This window comes from Komagataeibacter xylinus, from assembly GCF_004302915.1.
GTDB classification, from domain to species: Bacteria; Pseudomonadota; Alphaproteobacteria; order Acetobacterales; family Acetobacteraceae; genus Komagataeibacter; species Komagataeibacter xylinus_C.
Genome location: NZ_QQBI01000008.1, coordinates 43,786 through 67,040, shown reverse-complemented (window position 1 = coordinate 67,040; position 23,255 = coordinate 43,786). Strand labels below are relative to the sequence as shown.

At 65.7% G+C, this 23,255-nt stretch carries 23 protein-coding genes and 1 riboswitch; of the genes, 3 read left to right on the top strand and 20 right to left on the bottom strand.

Features of this window, described 5'->3' with window-relative positions; genetic code table 11:
- Positions 1-2: 2 nt before the first annotated feature.
- On the top strand, positions 3-707 hold the full coding sequence (phoU, locus tag DV027_RS07265; RefSeq protein ID WP_130731267.1) for a phosphate signaling complex protein PhoU: 705 nt from the start codon (positions 3-5) through the stop codon (positions 705-707).
- A 5-nt stretch (positions 708-712) separates the two neighbouring features.
- Positions 713-1,441 (top strand): response regulator, encoded by a 729-nt coding sequence (locus tag DV027_RS07260; RefSeq protein WP_130731198.1) that lies wholly within the window; start codon positions 713-715, stop codon positions 1,439-1,441.
- Between the two features lie 69 nt (positions 1,442-1,510).
- Here DV027_RS07260 and DV027_RS07255 read toward each other — a convergent pair whose 3' ends face one another.
- From DV027_RS07255 to DV027_RS07175, 18 genes are all read right to left on the bottom strand, one after another.
- Positions 1,511-2,008: a peptide deformylase gene (locus tag DV027_RS07255; protein ID WP_130731197.1), complete on the bottom strand. Its 498-nt coding sequence runs from the start codon at positions 2,006-2,008 to the stop codon at positions 1,511-1,513.
- An 18-nt stretch (positions 2,009-2,026) separates the two neighbouring features.
- Positions 2,027-2,659, bottom strand: coding sequence for a hypothetical protein (locus tag DV027_RS07250; RefSeq protein ID WP_242621781.1), 633 nt, complete (start codon positions 2,657-2,659; stop codon positions 2,027-2,029).
- A gap of 165 nt (positions 2,660-2,824) precedes the next feature.
- On the bottom strand, positions 2,825-3,391 hold the full coding sequence (locus DV027_RS07245; protein WP_130731196.1) for a hypothetical protein: 567 nt from the start codon (positions 3,389-3,391) through the stop codon (positions 2,825-2,827).
- 83 nt (positions 3,392-3,474) lie between these two features.
- Positions 3,475-3,600, bottom strand: a complete 126-nt coding sequence (locus tag DV027_RS18050) for a hypothetical protein (RefSeq protein ID WP_275100984.1) — start codon at positions 3,598-3,600, stop codon at positions 3,475-3,477.
- Positions 3,600-5,219 (bottom strand): carbohydrate porin, encoded by a 1,620-nt coding sequence (locus DV027_RS07240; protein WP_130731195.1) that lies wholly within the window; start codon positions 5,217-5,219, stop codon positions 3,600-3,602. Before DV027_RS07240 ends, DV027_RS18050 begins: the two co-directional genes overlap by 1 nt.
- Before the next feature lie 149 nt (positions 5,220-5,368).
- A riboswitch (cobalamin riboswitch) is annotated at positions 5,369-5,596 on the bottom strand.
- A gap of 286 nt (positions 5,597-5,882) precedes the next feature.
- Positions 5,883-8,420 (bottom strand): EAL domain-containing protein, encoded by a 2,538-nt coding sequence (locus DV027_RS07235; protein ID WP_207303442.1) that lies wholly within the window; start codon positions 8,418-8,420, stop codon positions 5,883-5,885.
- Between the two features lie 187 nt (positions 8,421-8,607).
- Entirely contained in the window at positions 8,608-9,060 is a 453-nt protein-coding gene (locus DV027_RS07230) for a cupin domain-containing protein (RefSeq protein ID WP_130731194.1), read from the bottom strand.
- Positions 9,061-9,196: 136 nt separating this feature from the next.
- Complete coding sequence (locus DV027_RS07225; RefSeq protein ID WP_130731193.1) at positions 9,197-10,510, bottom strand: hypothetical protein; 1,314 nt, start codon at positions 10,508-10,510, stop codon at positions 9,197-9,199.
- 5 nt (positions 10,511-10,515) lie between these two features.
- Complete coding sequence (locus DV027_RS07220) at positions 10,516-11,859, bottom strand: NAD(P)/FAD-dependent oxidoreductase (protein ID WP_242621780.1); 1,344 nt, start codon at positions 11,857-11,859, stop codon at positions 10,516-10,518.
- Positions 11,856-12,575 carry a 3-oxoacyl-ACP reductase FabG gene (fabG, locus tag DV027_RS07215; protein WP_130731192.1) on the bottom strand — a complete coding sequence of 240 codons (720 nt, stop codon included), beginning with the start codon at positions 12,573-12,575 and terminating at the stop codon, positions 11,856-11,858. The genes DV027_RS07220 and fabG overlap by 4 nt, the downstream gene beginning before the upstream one ends.
- Positions 12,572-13,015: a hotdog family protein gene (locus tag DV027_RS07210; protein ID WP_130731191.1), complete on the bottom strand. Its 444-nt coding sequence runs from the start codon at positions 13,013-13,015 to the stop codon at positions 12,572-12,574. Before DV027_RS07210 ends, fabG begins: the two co-directional genes overlap by 4 nt.
- The gene (locus DV027_RS07205) at positions 13,009-13,818 is read right to left on the bottom strand and encodes a beta-ketoacyl synthase chain length factor (protein ID WP_130731190.1); all 810 of its coding nucleotides are present in this window, start codon (positions 13,816-13,818) and stop codon (positions 13,009-13,011) included. Before DV027_RS07205 ends, DV027_RS07210 begins: the two co-directional genes overlap by 7 nt.
- Entirely contained in the window at positions 13,818-15,032 is a 1,215-nt protein-coding gene (locus DV027_RS07200; RefSeq protein ID WP_242621779.1) for a beta-ketoacyl-[acyl-carrier-protein] synthase family protein, read from the bottom strand. The genes DV027_RS07205 and DV027_RS07200 overlap by 1 nt, the downstream gene beginning before the upstream one ends.
- Complete coding sequence (locus DV027_RS07195; protein ID WP_130731189.1) at positions 15,029-17,362, bottom strand: MMPL family transporter; 2,334 nt, start codon at positions 17,360-17,362, stop codon at positions 15,029-15,031. The genes DV027_RS07200 and DV027_RS07195 overlap by 4 nt, the downstream gene beginning before the upstream one ends.
- Positions 17,359-17,958, bottom strand: coding sequence for a LolA-related protein (locus DV027_RS07190; protein ID WP_130731188.1), 600 nt, complete (start codon positions 17,956-17,958; stop codon positions 17,359-17,361). Before DV027_RS07190 ends, DV027_RS07195 begins: the two co-directional genes overlap by 4 nt.
- A complete protein-coding gene (locus tag DV027_RS07185; RefSeq protein WP_130731187.1) occupies positions 17,945-18,877 on the bottom strand; it encodes an LpxL/LpxP family acyltransferase in 933 nt (310 codons plus the stop codon). The genes DV027_RS07190 and DV027_RS07185 overlap by 14 nt, the downstream gene beginning before the upstream one ends.
- The gene (locus DV027_RS07180; RefSeq protein WP_130731186.1) at positions 18,870-20,504 is read right to left on the bottom strand and encodes an AMP-binding protein; all 1,635 of its coding nucleotides are present in this window, start codon (positions 20,502-20,504) and stop codon (positions 18,870-18,872) included. The genes DV027_RS07185 and DV027_RS07180 overlap by 8 nt, the downstream gene beginning before the upstream one ends.
- Before the next feature lie 9 nt (positions 20,505-20,513).
- On the bottom strand, positions 20,514-20,786 hold the full coding sequence (locus DV027_RS07175) for a phosphopantetheine-binding protein (RefSeq protein ID WP_130731185.1): 273 nt from the start codon (positions 20,784-20,786) through the stop codon (positions 20,514-20,516).
- A gap of 189 nt (positions 20,787-20,975) precedes the next feature.
- Between DV027_RS07175 and DV027_RS07170 the strand changes: the two genes are divergently transcribed.
- Positions 20,976-21,566, top strand: a complete 591-nt coding sequence (locus tag DV027_RS07170) for a COG4648 family protein (RefSeq protein ID WP_130731184.1) — start codon at positions 20,976-20,978, stop codon at positions 21,564-21,566.
- A 12-nt stretch (positions 21,567-21,578) separates the two neighbouring features.
- On the opposite strand, the gene DV027_RS07165 is transcribed toward DV027_RS07170, so the two are convergent.
- On the bottom strand, positions 21,579-22,343 hold the full coding sequence (locus DV027_RS07165; protein ID WP_130731183.1) for a glycosyltransferase family 2 protein: 765 nt from the start codon (positions 22,341-22,343) through the stop codon (positions 21,579-21,581).
- Positions 22,340-23,104, bottom strand: a complete 765-nt coding sequence (locus DV027_RS07160) for a lysophospholipid acyltransferase family protein (RefSeq protein WP_165399137.1) — start codon at positions 23,102-23,104, stop codon at positions 22,340-22,342. The genes DV027_RS07165 and DV027_RS07160 overlap by 4 nt, the downstream gene beginning before the upstream one ends.
- Between the last annotated feature and the right edge of the window lie 151 nt (positions 23,105-23,255).

The window sequence follows — 23,255 nt, the reverse complement described above, 5'->3', positions numbered from 1 at the left end:
TGGTGGGACAGGAATCAGCACATATCGTACGCAGTTACGAGCAGGAACTCGAGCAGTTGCGCTCCATGATGGCGCGCATGGGCGGATTGGTGGAACGCCAGACCTCGCAGGCCGTTGCCGCCATTGCCGACCGTGACGAGAATGCCGCCGGCATCGCAGCCGACCTCGACCCGCAGGTCGATGCGCTCGAGCGCGATGTGGAGGCGATGGTGATCCGTATCCTCGCCCTGCGCTCGCCCGTGGCGGGTGACCTGCGCGAGGTGGTCTCGGCACTCAAGATTACCGGCGACATGGAACGCATTGGCGATTGCGCCGCCTCCATCGCCCGGCGTTCGCTGCGGGCCGAACTGGTGGCCTCGCGCATCTCGCTCAGCGGCCTGCGCAGCATGGGCCGCCTGGTGCAGGACAACCTGCGCCGCGCCATTGACGCCATGAGCCAGCGCAACCCCGACCTCGCGCGCGAGGTGTGGCAGTCCGACACGGCGGTGGATGAACTCTACAACGCCATGTTCCGCGAACTCGTGACCTACATGATGGAAGACCCGCGCAATATCGGGCCATGCACCCACCTTTTGTTCATTGCCAAGAACCTTGAGCGCATCGGTGACCATGCCACCAACATTGCCGAGCGCGTGTACTACACCGCCACCGGCGAGATCCTGCCCGTGGTGCGGCCACGCGGCGGGTTCTCGGGCCAGGGAAGCTAGGGCCCGTGCAGGCTGATCAACCGCTCCGCATCCTTGTTGCGGAGGACGACGCCGCCCTGTCCGTCATGCTCACCTACAACCTCGAGGCGGCGGGGCATACGGTCATGCCGGTCGATAACGGGCTTGATGCCCTGACCGGGGTGACAAGCTGGAAACCCGACCTCGTGCTGCTGGACTGGATGATGCCCGGCCTGTCCGGGGTCGATCTGTGCCGCAGGCTGCGCATGGCGGCGGCCACGCGCTACCTGCCCATCATCATGCTCACCGCGCGCGGCGAGGAGCAGGATTCCATTCACGCGCTCGATACCGGGGCGGATGACTACCTCGTCAAGCCCTGCGGCATGGACGTGCTGCATGCGCGCGTGCGCGCGGTGATGCGGCGTAGTGCCGGGCGGGGAGCAACATCTGCCGCAGTGGCGGAGGGGGATGTCCTGACCTTTGCCGATGTCACGATCGACCATGGCGGCCGCCGCGTGTCGCGCGCGGGCAGCACCATTGCGCTGGGGCCGACCGAATACCGCATCCTGCTGCATCTCATGCGCCATCCGCGCCGGGTGTTTTCGCGCGCTGAAATTCTGGCGGCCGCGTGGGATGACCGCATCCATGTGGAGGAACGCACGGTGGATGTGCATATCCGCCGCCTGCGCCTCGCACTCAACGCCACGGGCGGGGCGGACCTGATCCGCACCGTGCGCTCAAGCGGCTACATGCTCGATGACGGCCAGGCGGACTGAAGAAAACGGATAAAGGTTTTTGGTGAAGCTTTTTTCAAAAAGCTTCGTAAAGACGCCACGTGGAAACGCTTATCCCCGCTCCAGCTTGGCATACCGCCTGAGCGCGCGCTCGCGCCGCAGGCGTGACAGGCGCCGGGTCCAGAACAGGCCATTGGTCTGGTCGATCTCGTGCTGCAGGCACGCACCCAGCAGGCCGCAGGCCTCGTCTTCGGCCACGGTGCCGTCGGGGCGGTCGTAGCGTACCCGCACGCGGGCAGGCCGGGTGACGGGCGCGTGGATGCCCGGCATGGACAGGCTGCCTTCCTCCATCGTGGCGGTATCATCCGAGTGCCAGATGATCTCGGGGTTGGCATAGACATGCGCGCCCGCGCCATCATGCAGGTCGATCACCACCAGCCGCAGGGGCTGGCCCACGTGGCTGGCGGTAATCCCCAGGCCCGGTGCCGCGCGCAGGGTATCGAGCAGGTCGTGGGCCAAAAGGGCCGTTTCGGCGCTGGTGGCGTCAACGGGGCGGGCGATCTGTTCGAGGCAGGCATGCGGGTAGCGGATGATCGGCACGATGGCCATGGCGGGTGTTCCCAGGCTTCAGTACAGGAAGGGACCGTTATCATCCGCGTTGAGGTTGGTGTAGTAGGGAATGTAGAAATTCAGGCCAAACGGGCTGTAGGTATGCTCCACGCCCGAGACGGGGCGCAGCGGCTTGACGTCATGCGCGGCAAGGCAGTCATACAGCGTCTCGCGCAGGTGGTCGGTTTCCTTGTCCGATTTCGGGGTGCCATAGAACAGGTCATGCGCGTAGGGCTTGCAGGCCTGCGGCGTGTGTTCGTAATAATTGGCGTAACGGTCCTGCTGGTTGCGCGCGATATCGGCATCCGACATCCACTGGTGGGTTGCAGCCGTTGTGCTCCACAGGGCTTTCCAGTCCGTATGCATGTGCGACAGGCGGGCAATCGCCACGCCATCCTCGCGCGTGCCATCGCCCCGCACGAGGCTGCCATGGCAGGCGAGCACCTGAACATGGTCGTTATAGACCGAACTCTTGACCGTGCCCCCTTCGAAACGGATGGCGGGCGAGGCTTTGGGTGCGCCCTGGTTTGCCGTGCGCACGATGGCCGCGCCAATGGCAGGCTGGCTGCAGTAATTGACCATGGGGCGGGGTGCATGCTGCGCGCAGGCGGCCATGGCGAGCGGAAGACATAAAGCAACAAGACGGCGCAACGGTTTTTTCCTTTTTGGCGGGGCGCGCAAACCCGTCATGCGGCGGGTTGTTCGGGCCTGATCATCAAGGCTCCATATAATGCAAAAAGAAGGCGTGAAACTGTTTTTGCCTGATGGCTGCGATGTTTTTTTAAGGCAGCTGCATCCCGTGCGGCAGGCGGCGCATCACGTTGCGTATTTCCTGGGCGGTGTGAAGAACCATTTCACCAGCCCGAGTAAGCCACGGCGCTTGCGCCGTTGGGGCCGGCTGCGTGCAAGGGTCGGGTTATAGTGCAGGGTAATGCTGGCATAGTCATAGACGATGCACACCGGCGTGGGCGGGCGGGCATACAGGTCGTATGTCGCGCAATGGATCATGCTGCACACGTTATAGGCCCGGGCCGGCTGGGCGCGTGCAGGCGCGCCCGCGCCCAGAACCTCATAATCCTCAAGCTCATGCAGCACGATGTAGTCCGGCTGCATGATATGCGTGATGGCCTTTACGCCAAGCCTGCCCGCCAGTTCATGGATGGGATCATCAAAAGCATGGAGCGGATAGCGTTCTGCACCGCCGATGTTCTGGTACAGGGTCGTGCCATCATATTCCAGCTTCAGCTGGATGATGTTGCAGATGTCGAGCAGGATGAAGGTGGTCCTGCCTTGGGGGGCGCGGGGGGAACATTCCAGCCATCGGTTGTTTGCCACCGTGCGCATGATGGTGCGGACATCATCAAACCTGTCGTAGTAGGACATGGATTCCTCCCCTTTTATTTATAGGGCGGGGGGAGGACGTAACAAGAATACAAATTTTTCAATGTAGCCCTGTGCTTTTGCCTTTACCGGGATGTATCGTTGCGGGGATTGGGGGCATTGGCCCGTCCGGGCGCGAAAAGCAGCACCATAAGCAGCAGCACGATCGCGCCCGACCAGCCCCGCGTGCGCGGGGTGGCGGGGTCGCCCATCAGAACGTAATGCTGCTGTGCAGGCCAAAAATGGCCTCGTTGCCCACGCGGCGGTTATAGCTCACGCCATAATCCGGTACGCCGCCCGAGGGGTTCCACACGTACTGGAAGTCAGGCTGCATCACCATCCATGGTGTGACCTGCGCCTGATAGGTCAGTTCAAGGTGGTTTTCATTGCCCTGCACGGGGGTATAGGCGCTCAGGGCCGTGTTGCGGTCGAACTGCCGCTCGCCCGAGCTGGCGCGCCCAATGCCCCAGCCCAGCCCGATCGTGTCATTGTCGCGGCCCTTGAACGGGGCCTTGAGGTTCAGCCCCGCATCAATGGCGAAGCTGATCAGGTTGCGGTCGCCACTATTGCCGGTGGCGCGCACGAACAGGCCCACCGACCGGGCCGATGTGATGGAAGGCCGCCAGAGCATCTGGTCAATGATGCCATACACCATCCAGTTACCCCGGTCCCAGCGCGGGATGCCGGTGGTGTCATTCGGGCTGCCGAGCGCCTGGCCCAGATTGTTGTAGCGGTAGTCGGCAAACTTCGCGGTATCGTAATAGCCGCCCAGCTTGTACACGCCCGGCAGGCCGGGGTTCGTGGTCGCGTGCGCCATGTCGGCGGGCTGGGGGTTGAGCGCGTATTGCAGCTCGGTGATCAGCAGTGCGCCGGTTCCCATATTGAAGTTGGTACCGTTAGATCCATTATAGGTCTGGCTGGTCGGATCGGAATTGTACCCGCTGGTGGAACCTGTGGCCTGCTGGATGGGGGTAGAATTGTAGCGGTTGCCCGGCGGGTTGTCGTCGGCTGCGGCAAACATGAAGGTGAACTTCTCGCTGGGCCGGTAGCGGATGCGGATGGCGGGAGACGACAGCGGCCAGGATGGCCCGCCGCCATACAGGTTGACCGAGGGCGCCATGGGCCAGCCGAAATTGGCGTTGAGGTAAAGCGAGGCGTAATCGCTGATCAGGAATTCGGTATCGAGATCCTGCTGGCCGATCTTGACGTCGAGCTTGCCTTTCAGGAAGGACTGCTGGTACCACAGCTCGAACAGGCGGGTGGAGCGGTCGGCCTCGAACCCGCTGACGGGGTTGAAATTGGCCAGGTGATCCTGCGAGATCGAGCGCCCGCGTGTCTGCAATGCGCTGACATTGAACAGGCCGCCCTTCAGCCCAAACAGCTTCTCGGTATCGACGGTGAGCGTGGGCATGGTCACACCATCATAGGCAGGCCCGGTGCCCGAGCCACTGGCGCCATCATTGCCCGATGGCGTGCCGCCGGTGCCGTTGCCCCATACTTCATCGACTTCCTGAATGTCGAAGCTGATGCCGTGCTTGTACAGCCATGGCCGTGCACCCCACATATTGCCCAGCAGGTTGCCGCTGGTGTCGAGCCTGTCACCGTCGCCCGCGGCTTTTTCCTCCGCTTCAGCGGTGGCGCGTTCTGAATCGCGCACCGTGGCGGGGTCGATCTGCACGATCAGTGGCGTGGAGTTGCCCAGGCGGGCGCGGTCCAGCGCGATCTGGGTCTGGGCATGGGCTGCGGTGCAATATGCGCCGCCCAGGGCGCCCGACAGCAGCAGCAGGCGCGACAGGGGCTGCCGGCGTGCGGGGAGAATATGCAGTTTCATGGTGGAAACATCCCGTCAGGATGGGTCTGGCACCAAAGGGCCAGAAGATGACGGACCAATGAAAAGGCCCGTCGCTGCTACGGCATACGGGATGTCAGCTCGGAGGGCGCATGGTCTTATATCCATCTCCGGTCATGCCCGCCCGGCGATATCGTTAAAGGACAATGGCAGGTCTCCTGACTTGCGGGTCATTGCACATCATCTCCCTTCCCGGCCGGAACCAGTGGTCGCCGTTGGCATGGCACCAGATGAAGCACTCTCCGCCTACAGTTGCGGGTACAGCTGCCGACTGCGCCCCCGGGCCTGAATACCCTGCCGGGACTTACGGCATTCCCTTTTTCACCCGTTTGCACGGGACCATTGACTTGTCGGGCAGGACTATACCGCGCGCGGATCAATGCGCAAGATCAGCGCATTATCGCCATTTCACCATGGCAGGCGCAGCCATGGGGCACGCCCACGCAGCGCCGGGCGGTGCTGCGTGGGTGGTTATGGGCGCGTGGCCGGGGTTTCGTGCGGCGGCTGGGCTTTTTGTGCCCCGCAGGAAGGAGATGGATTTAATATGTTGATAAGAAAAGGTTTTATTAAAAAAGACAGCCATTTATGAAGCTTTTTGGAAAAAAAAGCTTCACCAGAAACACTCTCATGGCCTGCAGGCCGGTTTCAGGCCGCCGGCACAGGCTCGGCCCGGCGTTCCCTGATCCATGTATCAAGGGCTGCGGTATCCATCGGGCGGCCAAAGTAATAGCCCTGTATCACGTCGCAGTCGATGTTGCGCAGCTGGGCGCACTGGGCGGCGTCCTCCACCCCTTCGGCCACCACGGTCATGCCCAGCGTGTGGCCGATGCGGATGATGGCGGTCACCACCTGGCGCACGTTGCCGGTGCTGCCAAAGCCGTTCATGAAGCTGCGGTCGATCTTGACCTCGCTTATGGGCAGGCTGGCAAGGTTGGACAGGCTGGAATACCCGGTGCCGAAATCATCCATCGACAGCCCGATGCCCAGTTCGCGGATGGCCCTGGCGGTGGCGACCGTCTGCTCAAAATTCTCGATCATGGCGGTCTCGGTCAGTTCCACGATCAGGCGCTCGGGCGGCACGCTGGTCTCGTGCAGAATACTGGCAAGCTGCGGCACGAGTTCAGGGTCCTGGAACTGGATGGCCGATACATTGACCGATACGGTGGGCACGGGAATGCCGCGGGCGATCCATTGCGCCATCTGCGCGCACGCCGCGCGCAGCGACCACACGCCAATGGCGCGGATCTGCCCGGTTTCCTCCGCTACGGGAATGAACCGCCCCGGCGAGACCATGCCCAGCACCGCATCATTCCAGCGTGAGAGCGCCTCCACGCCATGCAGCTCCCCCGTGCTGAGGTCAACCTGGGGCTGGTAGACAAGGGTCAGCCTGTTATCGGCAATGGCCTCGCGCAGGGCGGAGGCGAGGATGATGTGATCTTCCGCCTGCCGGTTCATGGAGGGGTGGAAGAAGCGGTAGCAGCACCGCCCCGCCTTCTTGGCCTGTGCGAGTGCGGTATAGGCCTGGCGCAGGGTTTCTTCCACCGCCTGCCCGTCCTGATGGGTGCTGATGCCGATGCTGCCCGAAATGTTGATGGGAATGCCATCGATCGTAACCGGCTCTTCAAGCGTGTGGATGATGCGCTCGGCCAGATGCGTGATGTTGGTGGCGTCCTGCGTGGTCAGCACCACGAATTCATCGCCCTCGGTGCGCACCAGCACGTCGCGCCCCACAATGCCGTGGCGCAGGCGGCCCGCGAGTTCAAGCAGCATCTGGTCGGCCCGGCCCTGGCCAAGCGCCTGCACGATCTTGCGGAAACGGTCGAGGTCGATGACCATGATGCTCAGCACCGTTGCAGGCGGCCGGGCCACGAGTTCGTTGAGGCGGCGGTTGAGCCACAGGCGGTTGGGCAGGCCGGTCAGCCGGTCGGTATAGGACAGGCGGATGATGGATTCACGGCTGCGCTGCTGCTCGATGGCGAGCATGGCCAGGTGCACGCAGGCATTGACAATGCGCCGGTGCCACGCCCCCGGCTGGCCGGGCGTGCGGAAATAGAGCGAGAAGCTGCCCGCCACATCCCCATTGCGCAGGATGATGGGCACCGCCCACTCCGCCGCCAGCGCGTGCTCGGCCACGACCGTGCGCAGGGCGGGCCAGCGGTCTTCCGCCGCAAGGTCGGGCACCTCCACTTCCTTTGCCGTGGCGATGGCCGTGCCGCACGCGCCGCCTGCGGTGCTGGCCTCCAGCCCCTCGAACGCCTGCAGCACGGGCAGGGGCATGGCGCCGTGGCCACCGGCATGCAGCACGCCGCCGGTGCTGAGCATGACCACGGCCAGGCAGTCCGGCGCGATCAGTTCGATGCGGCGGCACATGAAATCGAGCATCTCGCGCAGCGAGAACTGGTCCGTCAGAGCCTCGACCACGTCTCGCTGCAGGTTGCGCAGCTGCCGGTCGTGCGTGATGTCGTGGATGATGATGATGAGATCGTCCAGCGTGCCGTCATCCGCGTAATGCGGCGTGACCGCGCAGCGCAGCCACAGCGCCACGCCCTGCGGGCCACGGGCCTGTACATCCACCTCGAAGCTGGTGCGGCGGGCAAGGTGCGCGCGGAACTGGCGCAGGGTGCCGATATCGTTTTCCGCCCCGGCCAGCAGCGTGCCAAACGGCGCGCCATGCAGCGCGTCGCGCTCCACGCCCAGCATGGTGGCGATGGCGGCATTGGCATGGGTGATGCGGTACTGCGCATCAAGCACCACGATGCCCCGGTCGGTCGCCTGCACGATCATGGCGCTGATCTCGGCCTGCTCGCGCGCCAGTTCCTCATGCGTGCGGTCATGCAGGGCGATCAGCTCATAGGGCACGCCATCCCACTCCAGGTTTTCACGGTACAGGCGCACGGGCAGGCCCAGCCCGTCCCTGCGGCGCAGCGTGGTGCAGTGCGAAGGTGTCGGCCCCCGTTCCGCGCTGGCGGGTAGCGCCAGCGTGGCCGCTGCATCCGCACCGGGCAGCAGGCATTGGGTGAACAGGCGACCCAGCCGGGTGGCGGCCAGTTCCGTGGCGCTGTAGCCGGTCATGGCGCAGGCGCGTGCGTTGCCATAGAGCACATGGCCCGCGCTGTCCGCCATCATCAGGGCCAGAGGCAGTTTCTCCAGCAGCGGGGAAGAAATCTGTGTGATATCTGGCATGATGGCGTCTTTCCACAAGGTCTGGGCCCGCCGCTGCGCTGTATGCCCATGATGCAGGAGCATAAAAGGCACGGTTTTTCAGGCGATAAGGGGCATTGGCGTATCTTTGACTCTATTGCGGCAGTTTTATGGCCTGCTGTCGCATTGTCTTTACTGTGCCGCCACACGCGCATATTGCTGCGGCGGATCAGTATTCCGGTTTTTCTCCCCTGGCGGGAACGGAGGTGGGGGTGCCCGGCGTGCCGGCATAGGTCAGCAGCACGACGGTGCGGGCATCACCCGTTTCCCCGCGATGCGTATCATTAACGGATTCAGCAAACGCCTCGCCCTGATGGAAAGTTTCCGTTTTGCCGCTATCACGATCATGAATCGTCAACTGCCCTTCCAGCACGTAGCCTGCGTTGGGCACGGGGTGGGTGTGCCACGGCAGCGCGGTATGGGCGGGAATGGTCAGGCGGATCATGGTCAGTTCGGGGCGTGTGGTGGGGTAGGGCGCATACGCCACGCCATTCCATGAATGATCGGCCTGCAAAAGGATATCACGATGGCCGGAGGCAACCGTCTGGGCATGGGCTGCCGTGGTGGCAAGGCTGGCAAGGCAGAGGCAGGCGGCGGCTACGCGGGCAGGGTGCAGGGGCATGGATGTGTCTCTTTCCGCTCAGGGTTCGCTCCTGTTCCTAGCGTTTCGTTGCCCGCTGCGTTGCCATGTGGCGCGCTCACATGCCTTTGAGCGCGCGGGCCACGCCCCCGTGCGTGGCCCTGGCCCGGCGCAGGGTTTAGCGCCCTTGCGGGGCCTCGGTATTGCGCAGGTCGGCCAGGGCCTGCTGCACCTTGGCCTGCTGGGCTGCAATATAGTCATAGTAACGCTGGTAGAACGCCGGGAACGGCCCAGAGGCCCGCGCCAGTGAAGGGTGGTGCGCCTGCCACCATGAAAGCGGCTGGCGCTCCTGCAGGATGCGGGCGTAGCGGCCGGAAAAATACTCAAGGTTGGTGCGCAGGTCGTAATAATGCGCGTTCTTGAGGTAGTGGGCGAAATTGCGGTGATACGACCCCAGCACCGGGTCATCGTAGAAGATGAGCGACAGCGAGGTGTTGTAAACCTCGTTGGGGGTATGCACCGGCTCGGATTCCAGCAGCACGCCCGGCTCATCGGCCAGCCAGTCATATTGCATGAAGGTCTGGTAGGTCAGCCTGTCGTTGAATATGGCCTGTATTTTTTCCACCGGCACCGCATCGGTGCGGTGGATCAGGTTGACCAGTTCATTCTTGGGCACGGGAAAGCTCAGCGCCGCCAGCATGACAAAGCGGTTGATCGGCCATTCGCTCCAGAAACCCGCCGCCGCCAGCGCATTATGGGTCAAGTGGTTGCAGTTGTCCTGCAACACGTTGGAGTCATAGGTTTTGGGTCCGTTGCGATAGACGGCGTTGCGCGCGTTGAGGAAATCCATGATCTTGCGCATCTGTGGCCCGGTCACGGGCAGGCGGGCGCAGAAGCGCGCGCGCCCCAGCGTGGTGGCGTAATCGGTGCCGACCGACATTTCATATTTCCAGTCCACGGCGGACATGTTGGCAGGCTTGCCGTTGAACACTTCCTTGTGGAAGATCACGCCATCATAGATGCCGCGCCGCTTGGCCTCGTCCTGCGTTGCCACGTAGCCCGCGCGCGTCAGCCCCTGCCCCGGCGCCAGCGTGCCATCAAAGTAGAAGGCGCTGCCCTCCGCCCCGGTCCAGTTGGCGTTGCTGTAATGGGAGTTCATGCTGAAGCCCACGCCATCGGGCCGGTCGGCAGTACGTGTGGCATCGCATTCGGTCAGCACGGGGTAGCCCGCCTTGCGGTCGAGGCACACGCCGCCAAGGAACATGACCGCATGCCCGCCAGCCCCCCCGCTGATATCCGCGCCGAAGCCGGGTTTTTTCGAGATCTGCGAGACCGCGCACAGCTCGGCGTAATACGGGAAGGCCTGGTTGTACACATCGGGCCGGCTCACCTGGCCGGGATGGTTGAAATTGGTCGGCGCGCAGGCGGCAAGCACGGCGGTGCCCGCCAGCAGGGCCGCACAGGACATGCGGCGCAAAAGGTGTTGTGCCATGCCCATTACCGGCGCCCCCGCTCAAGCTCGGGGCAGGATTGTGGCCTGTCGCGCTCCAGCCACAGCCGCGCCGAGACAAGATAGTACGCCGCCTTGAACACGGCCATGGGCAGGCGTGTTTTCAGCCTGCCCCGGAAGTCGCCCGCGAGCAGCGAGATCACCCCGTCACGCATGCGGAACTCATTGCGCGGGTTCATGAACAGGTGGCGGATGACCGGCGTGTTGATGCGGTAGATCAGCCACGCGACGCGCTTCATGGCCGCGCGGGTTTCCTGCTCCGCCCTGTGTGCGGCCCGCCGCCCGGCCTTGGGTGACTTGAGCCACGCATCCGCAACCGACACGCCCCGCTCGGCACTGCTCATGGCCAGCAACACGCCCGAGGAAAACACCGGATCAAGAAAGCCGAAGGCATCGCCAATCATGTAATAGCCTTCCCCCCATGACTGCCCGGCATGGTAGGAATAGTTGCCCGTGGCCATGATCTCGCGCAGCGGTGTTGCGTTGCGCATGCGCGCGCTCACGCTCGGGCTGGCCTTGACCCTGCTCCAGAACAGGTCGGCCGGGCTGCCCTTGCGGCCTTCAAACGCCACGCGGTCGCCTACAAAGCCCACGCTCATCAGCCCGTCGGGCAGGGGGATCATCCAGAACCAGCCATTATCCACCAGATGGATGGAAATATAGCCCTCCCTCTCGCCATCGCGGAATTCGACACCGCTGAAATGGCCGAACAGGGCGGCAGTGGAATTGTATTTGTTGCTGGTCTTGTTGCCCGCCCGGCTGGCGAGGAAGGTATCGCGCCCCGAGGCATCGAGTATGAAGCGCGGCGCGAAGGCGAGTTTCGCGCCATCAGGCCCCACGGCCTCCACATGGCCCCGCGCGCCGTCCTGCCCCGGTGCCACGTCGGTCACGCGGGTGTTTTCCAGCAGCGTCGCGCCTTCCCTGCCCGCGTGGCGGAACAGCATTTCATCGAATTCGGAGCGCACGACCTGGTAGCTGTTGGTGTAGCTTTTGTCGATGCCATAGGCGAACGGGAAGGCGACGCTGCGCCCGGTCACGTCGGAGACGAACTCCGCACCCGGCTTGAACACCCCGAACGCGCGCACCCGGTCCATCAGGCCAAGGCGCTCGAGAATGGGCAGGTTCCATGCCAGCAGGGATTCACCGATATGGAAACGCGGATGGCTGTCCTTTTCCACCATGACCACCCTGCGCCCCTGCCCGGCAAGCAGGGCGGCGGCGGTTGACCCCGCAGGGCCGCCGCCGATGACGAGGACATCGCATTCCTGCACGGGGCGGCTGTCGGTGGGGGGCATCATGGGGCGTTCTTTCGTGCTGGGGTCCGGGGTCATGCCATGCCACCATTGATCGAGATGGTCTGGCCGTTGATGTAGGCGGCGCGATCGGAGGTGAGGAAGGCGACAAGGTCGGCCACCTCCTCCGGCTGGCCCGCGCGCTTCGCGGGCACGAGGTCGGCAATCTGGCGTGGGGTCATGACCGCGTCGATGGCAGGCGAGGCAATGACGCCGGGGGCCACCACATTGACCGTAATGCCCCGGCTGGCCACCTCACGCGCGAGTGCGCGCGCGGCCCCGCTCAGCCCGGCCTTGGCCGCCGCGTAATTGGCCTGCCCCCGGTTGCCCATGATGGCCGCGACCGAGGAAATGCCCACGATCCGCCCCCACCGCGTGCCGATCATGGGCAGCAGCAGTGGCTGGAGGGTGGCAAAGAAACCATCAAGCGACACGGACACGACCGAGCGCCATTGCCGGGCACTCATGCCCGCCATGGGCGCGTCATCATGAATGCCCGCATTATGGACCACCACCTGCACCACGCCTTCGGCCAGAAGGGTTTCGAGGGCGGTGGCGGTGGCCTCCATGTCCGACAGGTCGCACTGCCAGGCCTGCGCCGAGCCGCCGGTGGCGCAAATCCCGGCGGCAATGGCGCGCGCCCTGTCGATGGCGTTATGCGCATGCACGATAACGTGCAGCCCGTCCTGTGCGAGGCGCTGGCAGATGGCCTGCCCCAGCGGGCTGGCGCCCCCGGTTACGAGTGCGCGTTTCATGGCTGTTGTTCCTGTGGTTGCAGCACGACAAAACCATGGCCGGTGACCAGCATGGCCCCCGCTTCGCTCGCCACGCTGAAGTGGTAGCGCATGCCCTGCTCATCGGCCTGTTCGCATGTTGCCCTGACCTGCAACGTGCCTGTTTCCGGCTGGTCCAGCCGCCCCGGCGCAAGGCTGACCTGGCGCAGGGTGGTGAGGTAGCCGATGCGCGGGCCGCCCGCCTGCATGTGCAGCCCCCCATGCAGGGCGGCGGCCTGCATGCCGATTTCAACCCCGCACACCATATCGAGCCGCCCGTTGCGGCGCAGCGGGTTGGCGGGGTCGAGATGCGCGCGGGTGGTGCAGTGGATCGTGCGCCCGTCATGGGCAATCACGCGCTCGAGCAGGCAGCTGGCCCCGGCATGGGGCATGCGGGCCTCGATATCCGCCCGGCTCAGCATGGCGTCACCCTGAGCGCCACATGGCCCACGTCGCCCGCAACGCGGATCTCATGCGTGCCGCCCCGGGCGATGGCGGCCAGAAGCGGCAGGCAGCGGGCCGCCGGGTTGTCGTGGCACAGCGCGCGCAGGGCTGTTGTGGCCTGCGCATCGGGCAGGGTCAGCACGGTGTCGGCTGCATCCTCCGCTCCATAGTCCACATCCAGCATGGCCAGCGCGTGCGGCACGGGGTGGGGAGAGAGCACGAGCCCCACGCCAAACGTGCCCCGCGTGGCCCGTTTCTGGCCCAGCGGCATTGGCATGGCCATGTCATAGACACACAGGAGCACGGTCTTTCCTTCCACGACCGCCTCGGCCGCGGCCTGCAGCAGGGAAAAGCCCCAGCTCCAGTCATACCCGCCAAGACAGGCCACGGGCTGGTGGGACTGGCTGCCGATGGTCCAGTACCCCGCCGCCGCGTTATGCACGCAGTTGTGGAACTGCGTGGGCGATATGCCTGCTGCCGGGTCGGCGAGTGCCTGCAGGATGGCATTGACCACCCTGCCATCACCATTGGAGCTGCCAAACACGTTATGCACCGTGGCCGGGTCGCAGCCTGCCGCGGCACAGGCTTCGGCCGCCACGGCCATGGCAAGGCGCACGATGGGGCTGGTGCGCCGCCGTTCGTTGGGGGCGAGGGTGGCAGGCGGCGGCAGGGCGCAGGGCGTGGGCTGCCATGTGTCTTCCCCCCGCAGGATGGCGCGGGCGGGCTCCCATCCCGCCATGCCATCGGCCAGCACGGCCAGGCCCGGAATCCATACGCGCATCAGGCGGCCTTTCCAAAAATCAGGCTGCAGTTCGCCCCGCCAAAGCCAAAGGCGTTGCTCATGACATGGCGCACGGGCCGGGCCATGTTGGTGGTCAGGACATTGGCCCTGAAGGTGGGGTCGACTTCATCCACGCCAAGGCAGCCGGGCATGAACCCGTGTTCGATGGCCAGGGCGCAGATCATGGCCTCCAGCACGCCGCACGCGCCCAGCGTATGTCCCGTCCAGCCCTTGGTGGAGGAGCAGGGCACATGCGTGCCAAACCGGGTGCTGACCGCCCTGTCCTCCATCGCGTCATTGGCGCGGGTGCCGGTGCCGTGCAGGTTGATGTAATCAATGGCGTCCACCGGCAGGCGCGCACTGTCCAGCGCGCGCTGCATGGCCAGGGCCGCGCCCGCGCCCTGCGGGTGCGGGGTGGACATGTGGTGCCCGTCGCTGCTGGCGCCATAGCCGAGCAGGGTGGCGCGAAACCCGGCGGAGGGGCCGCTGATGGCGCGGCCATCAGGGCGCTCGAGCAGCACGATGCCCGCCGCCTCCCCGATCGAGATGCCATCGCGCAGCGCATCGCACGGGCGGCAGCGCCGGGCCGAGACCAGTTCAAGGGCGGCAAAGCCGCGCAGCGTCATGCGGCACAGGCTGTCCGCCCCGCCCACCACCACCGCATCGCAGATACCCGCGCGGATCAGGTAGGCCGCATCCATGAACGCGCGCGAGGAGGATGCACACGCCATCGACACGCACAGCGCGGGGCCGCCCAGCTCCAGTGCCGCGCGCACGTACCGCGCGAGCGAGAACAGGTCCTGCGTGTGTTCATAATCAAAGTTCGCGGGCAGCCTGCCCTGCGCATCCATGGCGCAGAAGGCGTCCTCGCTGGCCAGCACGCCCGATGTGCTGGTGCCCATGACCACGCCAATGCGCCCCGCGCCATAATGCGCGCGGGCCGCCATGATGGCCTCGGCCACGCCATCGGTGCGCAGGGCCATGTCGATCAGGCGGTTGTTGCGGCAGTCATAGGCAGCCAGCGCCGGGGGCACGGCGTGGGCCTGCACGCCTGCAACAGGCCCTGCATAGCCGTGGGTGATGCCGGCAAAATCGCACGGCTCCAGCCCGGTGCGCCGGTTGCGCAGGGCGGCCAGCGTCTGGCCCACGCCACGGCCAATGGCGCTGATGCCGGTGCCCGCGGTCATGCGCAGGGCGGTCATGGTAGCACTCATGAACGGGCCTGCCGCGTGGTATCGGCCAGGGGTGCCGCCATCATGAAACTGAACAGCATGGCCAGGAACGCTCCTATCGCGACGGTTGAGCCGATATCACGCAAAAGCGGGGTGCGGCAGCATGCCAGGATGCCAAAGGTGAGGAGGGTCATTGTATTGCAGGTAAGCAGGGTGCGTAAGGTGCGGGCGCGTTCGGCCCGGTCGATCTGGGGGCGGGCGAAGAACAGGGCGTAATCCAGCCCCACCCCCATCACGAACTGCAGCGCAATGACATGGATGAGCGACAGCCTGACCCCCAGCACGCCCATCGCGGCCAGGATGATTATGCCAGCGCTCCCCACCGCCACGCACACGCGCGCCAGCCGCCCGCCGCTGCGCAGGCCGAGTGCCAGCAGGGCTATTGCCATAAGGGTGCCAGCCGCCGTCCACCACAGGGCCTGATGCATATGGTCGGCCACGATGGCGTTTGTTTCGTTGCGCATGTTCAGCACCATGATGCCGGGCTGCGTTGCGAAGGCTGTGGCAAGGGCTGCCGTATCGCGCACGGTTTCGGGCAGGATGATGCCAAACCACTGGCCCTGGCGGGCGAATAGCAGCGGGGCCAGCCGGGTGGCAACGAGCGGGGATGTCATGTCGCCCGGCTGTAACGGCGCCATGGCGCGTGCTGCTGCGACATCATGCACGAAGGGCGCAAAGGCATCGGGCTGGAAGGGCAGGTCGGCACGGGCTTCATCAAGGTTACGGGTCAGCGTTGGCGTGTCGGGCAGGCCCGTGATCCGGGCGCGCTGGAGGGCCATGCTGGGCAGGAAGCGGGCGGCGTATTCCGCATCGCCCATCACCCCGCGCGCCTGAAGGGCGTCGAGCACGGGCATGAGCTGCTCCTCGCGTTCGAGCACGCCCTGCACGGTGGGGGCCTGCACGATAATGGCCTGGCCCGCATCGGGGGCGCCAATTTCGTGGCGCAGTTCCGCATCGAGCGCACGCAGCGCGGGCGGCACGGGGCTGAGGGAGGCGATATCGGTCTCGCGCTGGGGGGGATGGGCCACGAGCACGCCTGCGCCAAGAACCGGCAGGATCAGGAACCACAGGCGGTAACGCCGCCAGGATTCAATGCGCAGGATGCCGTCGGCATGGGTGGCGACACCGGGGGAAAGGTCGGCCTTCTGGATCAGGCGTGGCAGGAGCCATAATGTCGTGGCCGCGGCGCTTACAAGCCCCGCAACCGAAAACACGCCAAGCTGCGCCAGCCCCGGCAGCCCGCAGAACACCATGCCCGTCAGGCCGAGGCACGCGCTGGCCACCGCAAGCCGCAGGCTGGTCCCGATCCGGCGCAGGGGGGCATCTGCCGCCTCGCCCTGGTCGCGGTGGCCGATCAGCAGCACGGGATAGTCGAGCGAGACGCCAAGCATGGCCATGCCAAAACCGAACGAGATGCCATGCACGTAGCCAAACAGCACCCGCACCACGATCATCGCCACGCTGAGCGATAGCGCGAACGGAATGCCCAGCGCCGCCAGCACCCATGGCGAGCGGAAACGCCAGATCAGCACCGCCGTGACCAGAATCATCGAGGCGGTTGACAGGAACTCCACATCCGCCTGCATGGCGTGCGAGGCTTTCAGCGCAAACACCGCAGGCCCGGACATGAGCAGGCGCATGCCCGGCCGTGCCGCAGCCGTGTAGGCGGCATTGATCGCCGCCTGCACCTGCTTTTGCGCATACAGGTCCATGCCGTTGGCGCGGGTGCGCAGCAAAAGCAGCGCGCGGTCGCGCTCGGGAGCGAACCAGACGCCATCAATGCTGCGCCCGTGGCTGTGCGGCGCCCAGGCCCGCAGCAGCGCCATGAAGGCCCCGGTCGGGTCGGCCAGGCCATAATGCTGGGCCAGTGGCTCGGCGGAGGATTCCATCATGTCCAGCACGACCTGCATGTCATCATGCAGTGCATTGACCGAAAAATCGCGCGCCGGATCCTGTGGGGCGAGCAGGTAGCGGTGGCTGAACAGGAAGGCCTCGTCCGCGCCATCGGGCGGGCGGCTGCCATTGGTCACGGTCACGAACAGCCCGCTGCGGGCGAGGCTGTCCGCCATGGCCTGGCTGGCATGGGCCAGCACATCGGGCGCAGCCCCCTCCACCCCGGCCAGGATGACCGTGGCGGCACTGCCGGACTGGATCTCGCGCATGATGAAGCGCGTATTGTCCGTGCGGCCCGCGGGCAGGAAGCCCGCCATGTCCGTGCGCAGCGGTATGAGCGCAAACACGCACGCCGCCACCACCAGCGAGACCAGCAGGCCGATGGCCAGCGGCTTTATGGAGCGCGGGCGTGCCGTCATGCGGGCGGGTCGATGCGCATGACCTGCGTATCCCCATTGGCCTGCACCACGCGGATCACGGTCATGGCGTTGTTCTGGCCATCGATCGTGATCGTGCGCACGTAGCGCGCCATGGCGGGCTGGGGGGTGAGCTGCAGCGTCCAGTGCGCAACATCGCCCTGTGCCGCCAGCGTATAGTCATGGCGCAGGGCGGTGATGTCGCCATCAAGTGGTGCGCGGATGGCCTCGACAAGGGCGGCAAGCTGCGCATGGTGCGACAGGTCCACCACGCGGGCCGGTCCCTGCCCGCGGGCCAGGCTCAGCGTCGCGCCCTGCACGATCAGGGTTTCGGGCCTCGGTTCGCGCGTGATCTTCTGCACATGGCCCGGGCGGGCATAGATCAGCTCCCCCGATGAGTCGAGGTCGTGCGTGAGCGCCGCGATATGCTTGCTTTCATGAAAGGCATTGTGCCGTGCGGGCACCATGCCGATGCGGGCGATGATGGCCGCCGCCAGGTCGGGCGGCGGCTGCACGTCCTGCGCATGCGCGCTGCCCGCCCCCCGGAGCAGGGCCAGTGCCATCAAGGCGGGCGCAAGGGCGCGTTTATGGTTTTTCATGGTTCCCCCCGTGTTTTCCCACCTGCGGGGCAACCCATACATCGTGGAAATTGAACCAGTTATAGGGATGGGCGTGGCACAGCCGTTCCATCCAGCGGGCGTACTGCCCCATCCACGTGGCCAGCCCCTCGGCCCGCTGCCTGCGCGGGATGGTGATCTGTTCCGCCAGCAGCTCGAAGTGCACCCTATACTGCCTGTAGCCCGTGCGCACCCCGCTGAACAGGATGACCGGCACCCCCAGCATGCTGGCCACGAGCAGCGGCCCGGCGGGAAAGGCCGCCATGCCGCCAAGGAACGGGGTCAGCACGGATTTTTCATGCCCCGGCGCCCTGTCGCCCAGCATGCCTACCAGTTCATTGCGCGCCAGGCTTTCATGCACGCGGATCATGGCGTCAGGCTCGCCGATATCAATGATATCATGGGCGAATTCGGGGGCAAGCTGCTCCAGCAGGCGGGTGGGCGCGCCTGCGTTGCGGCGGAACATGAGCACCTTGACGGGAAAGGGCGACATGCGGCCCACGCTGCGCAATGCCTCGAACGAGCCGATATGCGCGCCCAGCAGGATGCATCCGCGCCCGCCCGCCATGGCCGCATGCACGCAGTCCAGCCCACTGGTGTCGATTTTGTAGCCCCTGTAACGCCCTGCCAGGAAAAAGACCCGGTCCAGTATGGCCGCGGCGAAGGTATGGAAATGCCGCGCCACATCCACCATGCGCACGGGCCGGTCGAGCACGCGGGCCAGGTACTGGCGCGAGGCGCGGCGCGCCTGCCGGGCCGTGAGCAGGAAATACAGCGTGATGAATGGCAGGATGGCCTCGCCAAACGGGCGGCCCACCCGCAGCGTCAGCCAGATCATGAAGCGCGAGAGCGCGGCTGTGCCACGCTCGGGCCTGACCCAGCCGGGTCCGGGTTCACGCATGGGCGCCATTGCGCAGGCGCCCTTTCGCCACGACCTGCGTGCCCACCGTGCAGGTAAATGCCAGCGGCTGCGTCGTGTGCGTAACCCGCACGGTATCGCCCGGCCGCACGGGGTGGAGGAACTTGATCTGTTCAAGCCGGGCGGGCTCGACCCCCATGAGGCCAAAGGTCTCGCTCAGCACCACCGCGCCGGGCACGATGGGGCAGCCGGGAAAATGCCCGGCAAGGGCAGGGTGGTCTGCTGCTATGCTGAAGCAGCCCGCATCCTGCACCGCCGTGGCAGGGGTGGCCGGGCGTGGTTCACGCACAAGGGCGAGCAGGGCGGTACGGGTCAGCTTGCCCATTTCATTGCGGGGCAGGGCATCCACGCGCATGACCCGGCGCGGCAGGAAGGCAGGCGGCACGCGTGCGCGCAGCGCGGCCAGGATGTCGGGTGCCGCGCGGGTGGGCGCCACCACCACGCCCTCCATGCGCCCCACGGGCTGGCCGGGCACGGCATCGGGTTCGGGGGCAATGAAGGTGCCATCCTCAACGCCCTGCATGCCCAGCAGGATGGCGTTCAGCCCGGCAAGGGACGTGCGCTGCCCCGCGATCTTGATGATGTCGGTCATGCGGCCTTCCAGCCTGAAGGTATCGGGCGTGAGGGGCGTGAGGGCATCGGCCACGACATGGGGCGTGGCATCGGGCGCCTCGATGCGGGCGGTGCCATCGGGGCGGGGGTGCAGGCTGATGCCGGGGTGCAGGCGCCATGCCTGCGTTGCGGTGGTGCGGCGCGTGGCGATGGAGCCGGTTTCGGTGCTGCCATAAATCTCGAAAACGGGGGCATGCCAGCAGCGTTCCGCCATCTCGGCGGTGGCGGTATCGAGTGGCGCCGTGGCGGATATGACCCGCGCAATGGGCGGCAGGGGCGTGGGGTCGGCCAGGAACGTACGGATGTGCAGCGGCGTGGTGAGCAGGATGCACGGCTGCGGCCCCTGCCCGAGGCGGGCGCGGATATCGGCGGGGAACAGGGCAGGCCCCGTGGTGCTGGGGCAGCCCGTGACGAGGGGCTGGATGACCGTCGTCTCGAAACCGTACATGTGGTAGGGCGGCACCGTGCCCACGATGGTGGCAACCTTGCCCGGTACGGGCGTGAACAGCGTTATGCTCGCCTGCGCCCGGCGGCTCAGCGCGCCCCATGTCTTGGCATGGGCGACCGGCGTGCCGGTGCTGCCCGATGTCAGGATATGCGCCACGACCTGTGTTGCGGCAATGTCCGGGTTGACGGGCGTGCCCGTGCCATCGGCTGCCAGGGTGGAGAGGCGGATGACAGGCGTTGCGGCCGGGAGCGGGCAGGGCGGCAGGTCGGCATCGGTCACGATGGCCGCATCGGGGTAGCGGGCCAGCAGGTGCGCGAGCGGCCCGGCAGCCCTGCTGCCCGGCAGCACGCTGTACTGCCCGCGCAGCACGGCGGCGCAGAAGGCGGCGGTAAAGTACAGCCTGTCGCGGCACAGGTTGATGATGGGCCGCGGCGGCAGTGTCGCGGCAAGGGCGTGGGCTGCATGGAGCACGCCATTGCCGGTTATGAGGCGTTCCGGTGTTCTGAACAGGGGGGCTGCCGGGTGGCCGAGCAGGGGAAACGCATGCATGCTGATGGCTTAGGACGGGGGATGCGCTGCTATGTAATGGGTCAGGCTGCGCACGGAGCGGAAGATATCCACTTTATCGGCAGTGTCCGAACGGAGTTCCACGCCGTACTGCCGCTTGATGGCCAGCGAGAGTTCCAGCGCATCAATGGAGTCCAGGCCAAGGCCATCGCCAAACAGGGGGGCGTCCATATCGATTGTGGAGACGGGCATGTCCAGTTGCAGGGTCTCTACAATAAGGGCCGCTACTTCGGTTTCTGATGGAGATGGAGGGTTTTCCGCCACTAATTTATGCCTATTTATTTACATTAATATCAGAAGGTTTGTGGTCCGGAGCATACCCTGCCCCATGGCCTGTAACAATACTGAATCATTCTGTAACAGAAGCCGGGTTTTGTGCATCGTTCTTCAGTGTGATGCTGGTATGGTGGGTTCTTACGGTCAGGCGGTTCTATGCGTTTAACTGGCATTATCATGCTGTTTGTGGCGAGTGTAGGGGCGCATGTGCTCTCGGGCATGGGATTTGTGGCCCCTGCCGCGCGCTGGCTGGTAACGGGGCAGGCCATGGCGGGCTGCATGCTGCTGGCGGCATCCGTCATGCGCTGGCGCGTGGCATGGGGGGCGGGCCTTGCAGTCCTTGCGGCGCTTGGATACGTGCTGCCCCCCGGTTTTGTGCTGCTGGCGGATTCCGTGGTGCTGTACACCGTGCTTCAGGGCGTGTTGCTTTTGCTGTTCGCGCGCACCCTGCGGCCCGGCCGTGAGCCGCTTGTCACCATGCTGGCCCGACAGGTGCACGGCACGCTGCGGCCCGATGTGCGGCTTTATACCCGCCAGCTGACATGGGCATGGAGCCTTTTCTTTGCGGTGCAGCTCCTGCTGCCCGCGCTTCTTGCGCTGGCGGGACCCGCGGGATGGTGGCGCGCGGTGCTGCATGGGGCGAGCCTGCCGCTGGTGCTGGTCATGTTCGGGGTTGAAGCGGGCGTGCGGCGCTGGCGCATCCGCAATTTCGAGCATGCCTCGATCATGGAGTCCGTCAGGGCCTTCAACAACCGCGCGCGGGGGTGAGGGGCCGCCCTTTCACGCCCGTGCGGCGCGCCTGCGCAGGGGCCGCAGCAGCAGGCGGCCCAGAAAAATGATCATGAGCCGCACATGCATGCGGATCAGCAGCAGGTTGTCGCGCAGGTAATGGAAGTGGGAGATGCCCCCTTCATCGTGGCTGAGATAGCGCACGGGTGAATCAAGATTGACACAGTCCAGCCCGCGCCAGCACAGGCGCACGGCGGCCTCGGGGTCGAAATCATAGCGGCGCATACCCGATACCGTGTCCATGACCGCCAGCAGGTCGGCCGCCGGATAGACCCGGAAGCCGAACAGCGAATCCCCGATGTCACTGCCCGGGGTTTCCAGCCGTGCCCACCAGTTGGAAACCCGGCGCCCCTGCACCCGCAGCGCGGGCGCGTCATCGGCAAAGACCGGCCGCCCCAGGATCATGGCCGCCGGCGCGCTGCGTGAAGTCTTGATGAACCGGCCAATCTGTTCGGCAGGGTGCTGCCCGTCGGCATCCATGGTCAGGATATGGGTGTAACCATGCGTGCGCGCCCAGCGCAGCCCATGATGGATGGCCGCCCCCTTGCCCCGGTTGCGCGGCAGGTGCGTGACCGACAGGCCCCGGTGGGTGTCGGCAAGGGCGGGCAGGGTGTCGGCGCTGCCATCGGTGCTGCCATCGACCACCACCAGCACATCGGGCCAGGAGGCCAGGGCTTCGGCCACCGTGCGCGCCAGCACCGGGCCGGTATTGTAGGAGGGGATCACGACAAGATGGCGCGGGGCGGGCGGGTTCATGCCATGCCTCCATGGGGTGCCTGCCGGGCAAGGGCCTCGGTCAGCCAGGCCTGCACCTGGCCTGCCAGTTCGCGTGATGTCATGGCGTGGGTGGCCTGCGGGGGCAGGGTCGCGCCGCGCGTGACGGTATAGGTAATGGGCAGCGCTGGCCTGCGCAGCAGGGAGGCGCCCTTGCGCAGGTAGGGCGAAGTGCTGGTGATGACCATGATCTGCACCGTGCAGCCCGCCTGCATGGCAATGGCGGCGAAGGCGGGGTGAAAGGCGTCATTGACCTGTGCCCGGCCCGAGCGCGTGCCTTCGGGGAACAGCAGGATGGGCTGGCCCGCGCGCGCATGTGCAACCGTGCTGCGGATCAGGCGCAGCGGCGTGTCGTTGCCGGGATACTGCGCAAGCCGCAGCGCCGCGCCACAGAACGGGTGATCGAGCAGGGACTGCTTGGTCACGCACACAAGGTCGGGCAGGTAGGCGGTGAACAGCATGGCATCCATCAGCGATGGATGGTTGGCCACCACCACGGTGTTGCGGATATGGGCCAGTGCCCTGAGGTCGCGCGCATCGCACCGGATTCCGCCCAGCCCGCGCAGCACGTTGAGCGAAAGCCGCGACATGACCCACACCCACCGCCGCCCGACCGTGCCCCGCCACCTGCGCGGCACGACAGGGGCCAGCAGCAGCGCAACAGCATTGAATACCGCAAAGGCCCAGACAGCATAGACAAGGCCGATGCAGAAAATAATTCTATGCCAGCCTCTCCGCGCCATCTTGCCTATCATATCCATAAAACCGAACCGGGTTGCCACGACAGGGCAGGCACCTGATAGCCCATTATGGCGGAAGGGGGTGTAACTTCCTAATAGGCCCTGCATCGCTTCGGGTCATGGCCGATACACAAACGAATTCGCACGGCGGGAA

Coding starts and splice junctions, on each gene's coding strand:
- DV027_RS07200 (WP_242621779.1), bottom strand. CDS start 15,032: ATGAGTGCTACCATGACCGCCCTGCGCATGACCGCGGGCACCGGCATC.
- DV027_RS18050 (WP_275100984.1), bottom strand. CDS start 3,600: ATGGGCGACCCCGCCACCCCGCGCACGCGGGGCTGGTCGGGCGCGATC.
- DV027_RS07220 (WP_242621780.1), bottom strand. CDS start 11,859: ATGACCCCGGACCCCAGCACGAAAGAACGCCCCATGATGCCCCCCACC.
- DV027_RS07255 (WP_130731197.1), bottom strand. CDS start 2,008: ATGGCCATCGTGCCGATCATCCGCTACCCGCATGCCTGCCTCGAACAG.
- DV027_RS07170 (WP_130731184.1), top strand. CDS start 20,976: ATGCTGTTTGTGGCGAGTGTAGGGGCGCATGTGCTCTCGGGCATGGGA.
- DV027_RS07180 (WP_130731186.1), bottom strand. CDS start 20,504: ATGCATGCGTTTCCCCTGCTCGGCCACCCGGCAGCCCCCCTGTTCAGA.
- DV027_RS07185 (WP_130731187.1), bottom strand. CDS start 18,877: ATGCGTGAACCCGGACCCGGCTGGGTCAGGCCCGAGCGTGGCACAGCC.
- DV027_RS07205 (WP_130731190.1), bottom strand. CDS start 13,818: ATGCGCGTATGGATTCCGGGCCTGGCCGTGCTGGCCGATGGCATGGCG.
- DV027_RS07235 (WP_207303442.1), bottom strand. CDS start 8,420: ATGCCAGATATCACACAGATTTCTTCCCCGCTGCTGGAGAAACTGCCT.
- DV027_RS07165 (WP_130731183.1), bottom strand. CDS start 22,343: ATGAACCCGCCCGCCCCGCGCCATCTTGTCGTGATCCCCTCCTACAAT.
- DV027_RS07230 (WP_130731194.1), bottom strand. CDS start 9,060: ATGCCCCTGCACCCTGCCCGCGTAGCCGCCGCCTGCCTCTGCCTTGCC.
- DV027_RS07195 (WP_130731189.1), bottom strand. CDS start 17,362: ATGACGGCACGCCCGCGCTCCATAAAGCCGCTGGCCATCGGCCTGCTG.
- DV027_RS07160 (WP_165399137.1), bottom strand. CDS start 23,104: ATGGCGCGGAGAGGCTGGCATAGAATTATTTTCTGCATCGGCCTTGTC.
- DV027_RS07225 (WP_130731193.1), bottom strand. CDS start 10,510: ATGGCACAACACCTTTTGCGCCGCATGTCCTGTGCGGCCCTGCTGGCG.
- DV027_RS07245 (WP_130731196.1), bottom strand. CDS start 3,391: ATGTCCTACTACGACAGGTTTGATGATGTCCGCACCATCATGCGCACG.
- DV027_RS07210 (WP_130731191.1), bottom strand. CDS start 13,015: ATGCTGAGCCGGGCGGATATCGAGGCCCGCATGCCCCATGCCGGGGCC.
- DV027_RS07240 (WP_130731195.1), bottom strand. CDS start 5,219: ATGAAACTGCATATTCTCCCCGCACGCCGGCAGCCCCTGTCGCGCCTG.
- fabG (WP_130731192.1), bottom strand. CDS start 12,575: ATGAAACGCGCACTCGTAACCGGGGGCGCCAGCCCGCTGGGGCAGGCC.
- DV027_RS07190 (WP_130731188.1), bottom strand. CDS start 17,958: ATGAAAAACCATAAACGCGCCCTTGCGCCCGCCTTGATGGCACTGGCC.